Here is a 5730-nt window from a genome sequence, read left to right as displayed (position 1 = left end):
ACTGCCGCTGCTGTTCGGCGCCGGCGATCTCACCCGCGACCCCGGCTTCGCCGCGCTCGACGCGTTGCCGCTGCCGGCGTGGGCGTCCCACCACCCGCGCGACGCCGCCAGTGGCAGCCGCTGGTGCCTCGAGCACTGCCGGGTGCGCGAACGCCAGTGGCGCTCCGACCGCGACGCCGACGCCACCGTGCGCGCCTACGCCCGCGCCCTGACCACCCAGGGGTGGCGCGCCGCGCGCTGCGGGGCGGCGACGGACGTGGGGACCCTCCACTGTTACCGGCGCGACGAGTTCGCGGTGGACCTGTGGGTGCGCGCCTCCGACTGCGGCGAGGCCGAGCGGGTGTGCCCCGGCTCGGCGGTGTCGGCCCTGATTCGCACCGGACGCGCCGCCGATCTTCGCGCGGGGTGACTCAGCAGCCGGCGGCATGGACGGTAAGGTCAACGTCTGTCTCGCAGCAGTCCCGACAAATCAATCCAAGGGGGATTTCGTGTCGGTGCACGTGTCGGCCGCCGCCGCCGAGTTCGTTTCCACCGGCGGCGAGCTCGCCGCCCTCATCGCCGCCGGGGCATTCGCCGCCCTGTCCCTGGTGGGCATGTACGTGTTGTTCCGCGTCAGCAAGACCGTCGACGCCACCACACAGACCATCAAGGACGTCACCGCCCGCACGGGTCCGATGCTGGACAACGCCAACGCCACCATCGAGAACGTGAACACGGCGCTGCGCCAGGTGCAGACCTCACTGGACGGCGTCAACGTCCAGCTGGAACGGGTCGACTCCATCACCGGCCACGCGCAGCAGGTCACCGGCAACGTCGCCAACGTCACGAACCTGGTGACCGCCGCGGCCACCAGCCCGCTGGTGAAGATGGCCGCCTTCGGCTTCGGCCTGCGCAAGGCCGTGGCGAAGCGGCGCGGAGAGGAAGAGGAAGTCGAGGTCCGGCAGACCTTGCGGGACAAGAAGACCAGACGTAAGCGCGGACGATGAAGGGTAAGCGGACGATGGTGAAGCGACTGCTGTGGCTTGGCGTCGGCGTGGCCGTCGGCGTCATCGTGGTGCGCAAGCTGGCGCGAGGCGCCGACGCGTTGTCCCCGGCGGGGATCGGCGCGCGGCTGAAGAATACCGCCGTGACAGCCGGCGACGGAATGCGTAGCTTTATGGCGGACGTGGCCGAAGGCATGCATGAGAAGGAAGACGAGCTGCATGAGGCCATCGCGGCCGGGGAACCCATCGACGGCCTCTTGGTCGACGACGAACCCGAAGACGAACAGTAACAACGCGAGCAGTCGCAAAGGAGGTACCATCCGATGAGGACAGCCGAGGTCAAGAGGCGGTTCCTGGCACATTTCGAGGCCAACGGGCACACGGTGGTACCGAGCGCACCGCTGCCCGCCATCAGCGACCCCAACCTGCTGTTCATCAACGCGGGCATGGTCCAGTTCGTCCCGTACTTCACCGGGCAGCAGACCGCGCCGTGGAAGCGCGCCACCTCCGTCCAAAAGTGCCTGCGCACCCCGGACATCGAGGAAGTCGGCATCACCACCCGGCACGGCACCTTCTTCCAGATGAACGGCAACTTCTCCTTCGGCGATTACTTCAAGGAGAAGGCCATCGCGCTGGCCTGGGAGCTGATGACCAAGCCGCAGTCCGAGGGCGGCTACGGCTTCGACGAGTCCAAACTGTACCCATCGGTGTACGTGGACGACGACGAGGCGATCGACCTGTGGAAGCGGGTCGCCGGCGTGCCGGACGAGCGCATCCCCCGGCTCGGCAAGTCCGAGAACTTCTGGTCCATGGGCATTCCCGGCCCGTGCGGCCCCTGCTCGGAGATCCTGCTCGACCTGGGCCCGAAGTACGGCCCCGACGGCGACTTCGCCAACGGCGACCGGTACATGGAGCTGTGGAACCTGGTGTTCATGCAGAACCTCCGCGGGCCCGGCACCGGCAAAGAGGACTTCGAGATCCTCGGCGACCTTCCCAAGAAGAACATCGACACCGGCATGGGCCTGGAGCGCGTGGCCTACATGCTGCAGGGTGTCAACAACCTCTTCGAGATCGACGAGGTCCGGCCGCTCATCGACAAGGCCAGCGAGCTCACCGGACGGAAGTACGGCGCCTCGCATCCCGACGACGTGCGCTTCCGGGTGATCGCCGATCACGTGCGCACCAGCCTGATGCTGATCGGCGACGGCATCGTTCCGTCCAATGAGGGCCGCGGCTATGTGTTGCGGCGCATCATGCGCCGCGCGATCCGCGCCGTGCGCCTGCTCGGCTTCGAGGACCCGGCGTTCAGCGAGCTGTTGCCGGTGGCGCGCGACTGCATGTCGCCGTCCTATCCGGAACTGGCCGAGGAGTTCGACCGCATCTCCACCTACGCCTACGGCGAGGAGGAGGCGTTCCGCACCACCCTGCGGGCCGGAACCACCATTCTGGACACCGCGGTGCGGCAGACCAGGACGTCGGGAAGCACCACGTTGTCCGGCGCCAAGGCGTTCGAGCTCCACGACACCTACGGCTTCCCGATCGACCTCACCCTCGAGATGGCCGCCGAACAGGGCCTCACCGTTGACGAGGACGGCTTCCGCAAGCTGATGTCGCAGCAGCGCGAGCGCGCCAAGGCCGACGCCCAGGCGCGCAAGACCGGGCACGTCGACCTGTCGGCGTACCGCGAGGTGCGCGACACCTTCGGCGCAAGCGAGTTCACCGGCTACGTCGAGGCTGAGCGCGAGTCCACGGTGCGCGCCATCTTGGGCGACGGCGGACGGCTGTCCGACGCCGCCGAGGGCGACGAGGTGGAGCTCGTCCTGGACATCACGCCCTGCTACGCCGAGGGCGGCGGGCAGCAGTCCGACACCGGGCGCCTCCAGGTCGGCGACGGCGAACTGGAGATCCTGGACGTGCAGGCGCCCATCCCCGGCCTGGTCGTCCACAAGGTCAAGGTGCTGCGCGGCGGCGTCCGCGACGGCGAGACCGCGCACGTGTCGATCGACCGGCGGCGGCGCGGGGCCATCTCCCGCTCCCACACCGCCACCCACCTGGTGCACCAGACCATGCGCGAGTTCCTCGGCGAATCGGCCACCCAGGCGGGTTCCCTGAACGCGCCCGGTCGGCTGCGCTTCGACTTCAACACCCCCGGCTCGGTCCCCGACAGCGTGCTGCACGACGTGGAACAGCAGATCAACGAGGTGCTGATGCGCGACCTCGAGGTCCGCGACTTCGTCACCACCATGGCGCACGCCCGCGAGCTCGGCGCCATGGCGCTGTTCGGCGAGAAGTACGGCGACCAGGTGCGCGTCGTCGAGGTCGGCGACTACGCCCGCGAGCTGTGCGGCGGCACCCACGTGGCCCGCTCCGGCCAGCTCGGCGTCGTCAAGGTGCTCAACGAGGCGTCCATCGGCTCCGGCGTGCGCCGGGTCGAGGCCCTGGTCGGCATCGACGCGTTCAACTTCCTGGCCCGCGAGCACGTCCTGGTGTCCCAGCTGGCCGGCCTGTACCGGGTGCCGGGCGCCGAGGTGGTGCAGCGGGTCGAAAGCACCGTGGCCCAACTGAAGGACGCCGAAAAGGAGCTCGCCGAGCTGCGCGCGTCCATTGTGCTGGGCTCCGCGGAGCGGCACGCCTCCGAGGCCAAGCAGTACGGCGAGGTCCGGCTCGCGGCGGTTCGCGCCCCCGACGGCACCGGCGGCGGCGACGTCCGCAAGCTGGCCACCGAGGTGCGCTCCCACCTGGGCGCGGACAGCCCCGGCGTCGTGGCCGTGGTCGCGGCGTCCGGCGGCAAGTCCTCCCTGGTGGTGGCGGTCAACAAGACCGGCACCGCGCGCGGGCTGTCGGCGCAGAGCCTGGTCAAGGCCGCGCTGTCGGGCCGCGGCGGCGGCAACGCCGACATCGCCCAGGGCGGCGGCGTCCCCGCCGACCAGGCGCGGGCGCTGCTGGACGCGGTGACCGCGCAGCTGTCCGGCTCGTGACCGACACCCCCCTCAAGGGACGCCGGCTCGGCGTCGACATCGGCAAGGCGCGCGTCGGGGTCGCCTGGAGCGACCCCGACGGCATCCTCGCGGCACCGCTGGAGACCGTCCCCCGAGACAACAGCGACACCACCGTCCCCTCCGACATCGGACGTTTGGCGGAACTTGTCGACGAACACCTGATTGTGGAGGTGGTCGTGGGCCTGCCGGTTAGGCTGTCAGGTGAGGAAAGTTTCGCGGCGGCGGAGGCTCGTGCCTACGCCGATCGCTTGGCTCGGGCGATCGCCCCGATTCCGGTGCGCCTCATAGACGAGCGGTTGACCACGCGTGTGGCTTCGCGTAGGTTGTCCGAGCGTGGCGTCAAGGGTCGGCGCCAACGCGCGGTCGTCGACCAGGCTGCCGCGGTGGAGATTCTGCAGTTGTGGCTGGAGAAGCAGCGGAAGGCGTAAACGACGTGCTGGACGAACGATCGCGGGCAGGTCGCAAATCCAAAAATCCTCGGGGACATCGCCGCAAAAGCAAGGGACGCAAGGCACTCACGCTGCTGCTGGTCGTGGTGCTGCTGGGCACCGTCGGCGCGGTGGGCTACTTCGGATTCGACAAGATCAAGGCCATGTTCTCCGCCGCCGACTACGCGGGCAGCGGCAACGGCGTCAAGGTCACCGTGGACGTACCGCAGGGCTCGGCCACGCTGATCGGCGACGCACTGTACAAGAAGGACGTGGTCAAGAGCTCGCAGGCGTTCGTCAACGCCGCCAAGGCCAACACCGAATCCACCAAGATCCAGCCCGGCACCTACGCGTTGCAGGAACACATGTCGGGCGCCTCGGCGGTCGAGGCGCTGCTGGATCCCAAGAACCGCAGGGTCGGCGGGGTGACCGTCCGGGAGGGACTCACCGAGTGGGAGACCTTCCAGACGCTGTCCAAGGCCACCGGTGTGCCCGAAAAGGACTTCGAGACCGCCGCCAAGGACCCCGAGAAGCTCGGCGTGCCGGACGAGTGGTTCAAGCGCACCGACGGCAAGGAGATCAAGAAGTCCGTCGAGGGTTTCCTGTTCCCGTCCACCTACGAGTTCTCGTCCAAGAACACCGCCACGCAGATGCTCAAGGCGATGGTGAAGAAGTTCCTCGAGGTCACCGACGACATCGGGTTCGTCGACACCGTCCAGTCCAACACCGACTCCAGTCCATACGAGGTGCTGATCGTCGCCTCGCTCGCCGAGGCCGAGGCGGGGGTGCCCAAGGACCTGGGCAAGGTCGCCCGGGTCGCGTTCAACCGGCTGTCGGCGGAGAACTTCTATTGCAGCGCCGATGTCACCAACTGCCTGGACTTCGACTCCACCACCAACTACGGCCTGATGCTCAACGGCGGCAAGAAGAAGAACTCCAAGGACCTCACGAAGGCCGAGCTCAGCGACAAGGGCAACGAGTACTCCACCCACGTGCACTCCGGACTGCCGCCCACGCCGATCAACAGCCCCGGCAAACAGGCGATGCAGGGCGCGGCCGACCCGCCCAAGGGCAAGTGGCTGTACTTCGTGGCCATCGACAAGAAGGGCAACTCGGCGTTCGCCGAGACCAAAGAGGAACACCAGAAGAACGTCGAGAAGGCGCGAGAGAACGGGGTGCTGTGACCCATCGCGCGGCCGTGCTGGGCTCGCCCATCGCGCATTCCCTGTCGCCGACCATCCACAATGCGGGGTACGCGGCGGCCGGTCTGGACGACTGGCATTACTCGGCGCGCGAATGCGGCGTCGACCAGCTCGAACC

The 5730-nt window shown here is 68.4% G+C and carries 5 protein-coding genes and 2 pseudogenes; all 7 read left to right on the top strand.

Annotation, left to right across the window (positions count from 1 at the left end; translation table 11 throughout):
* Nucleotides 1-409 (top strand): annotated as a pseudogene (locus VE172_RS13015) (hypothetical protein); the annotation flags it as partial.
* A gap of 79 nt (nucleotides 410-488) precedes the next feature.
* On the top strand, nucleotides 489-986 hold the full coding sequence (locus VE172_RS13010) for a DUF948 domain-containing protein (RefSeq protein ID WP_324802252.1): 498 nt from the start codon (nucleotides 489-491) through the stop codon (nucleotides 984-986).
* A gap of 14 nt (nucleotides 987-1000) precedes the next feature.
* The gene (locus tag VE172_RS13005) at nucleotides 1001-1273 is read left to right on the top strand and encodes a DUF6167 family protein (RefSeq protein ID WP_324802249.1); all 273 of its coding nucleotides are present in this window, start codon (nucleotides 1001-1003) and stop codon (nucleotides 1271-1273) included.
* A 33-nt stretch (nucleotides 1274-1306) separates the two neighbouring features.
* Nucleotides 1307-3961 (top strand): alanine--tRNA ligase, encoded by a 2655-nt coding sequence (alaS, locus tag VE172_RS13000; RefSeq protein WP_324802246.1) that lies wholly within the window; start codon nucleotides 1307-1309, stop codon nucleotides 3959-3961.
* On the top strand, nucleotides 3958-4410 hold the full coding sequence (gene ruvX / locus VE172_RS12995) for a Holliday junction resolvase RuvX (protein WP_324802244.1): 453 nt from the start codon (nucleotides 3958-3960) through the stop codon (nucleotides 4408-4410). Before alaS ends, ruvX begins: the two co-directional genes overlap by 4 nt.
* Before the next feature lie 5 nt (nucleotides 4411-4415).
* The gene (mltG, locus tag VE172_RS12990; protein ID WP_324802241.1) at nucleotides 4416-5594 is read left to right on the top strand and encodes an endolytic transglycosylase MltG; all 1179 of its coding nucleotides are present in this window, start codon (nucleotides 4416-4418) and stop codon (nucleotides 5592-5594) included.
* A pseudogene (locus tag VE172_RS25455) lies at nucleotides 5591-5730 on the top strand (shikimate dehydrogenase); the annotation flags it as partial. The gene mltG and the pseudogene VE172_RS25455, both read left to right, overlap by 4 nt.

Origin of the sequence: Stackebrandtia sp. (assembly GCF_035643755.1) — a bacterium.
GTDB lineage: Bacteria > Actinomycetota > Actinomycetes > Mycobacteriales > Micromonosporaceae > Stackebrandtia.
This window is presented reverse-complemented; position numbering and strand designations above follow the sequence as displayed.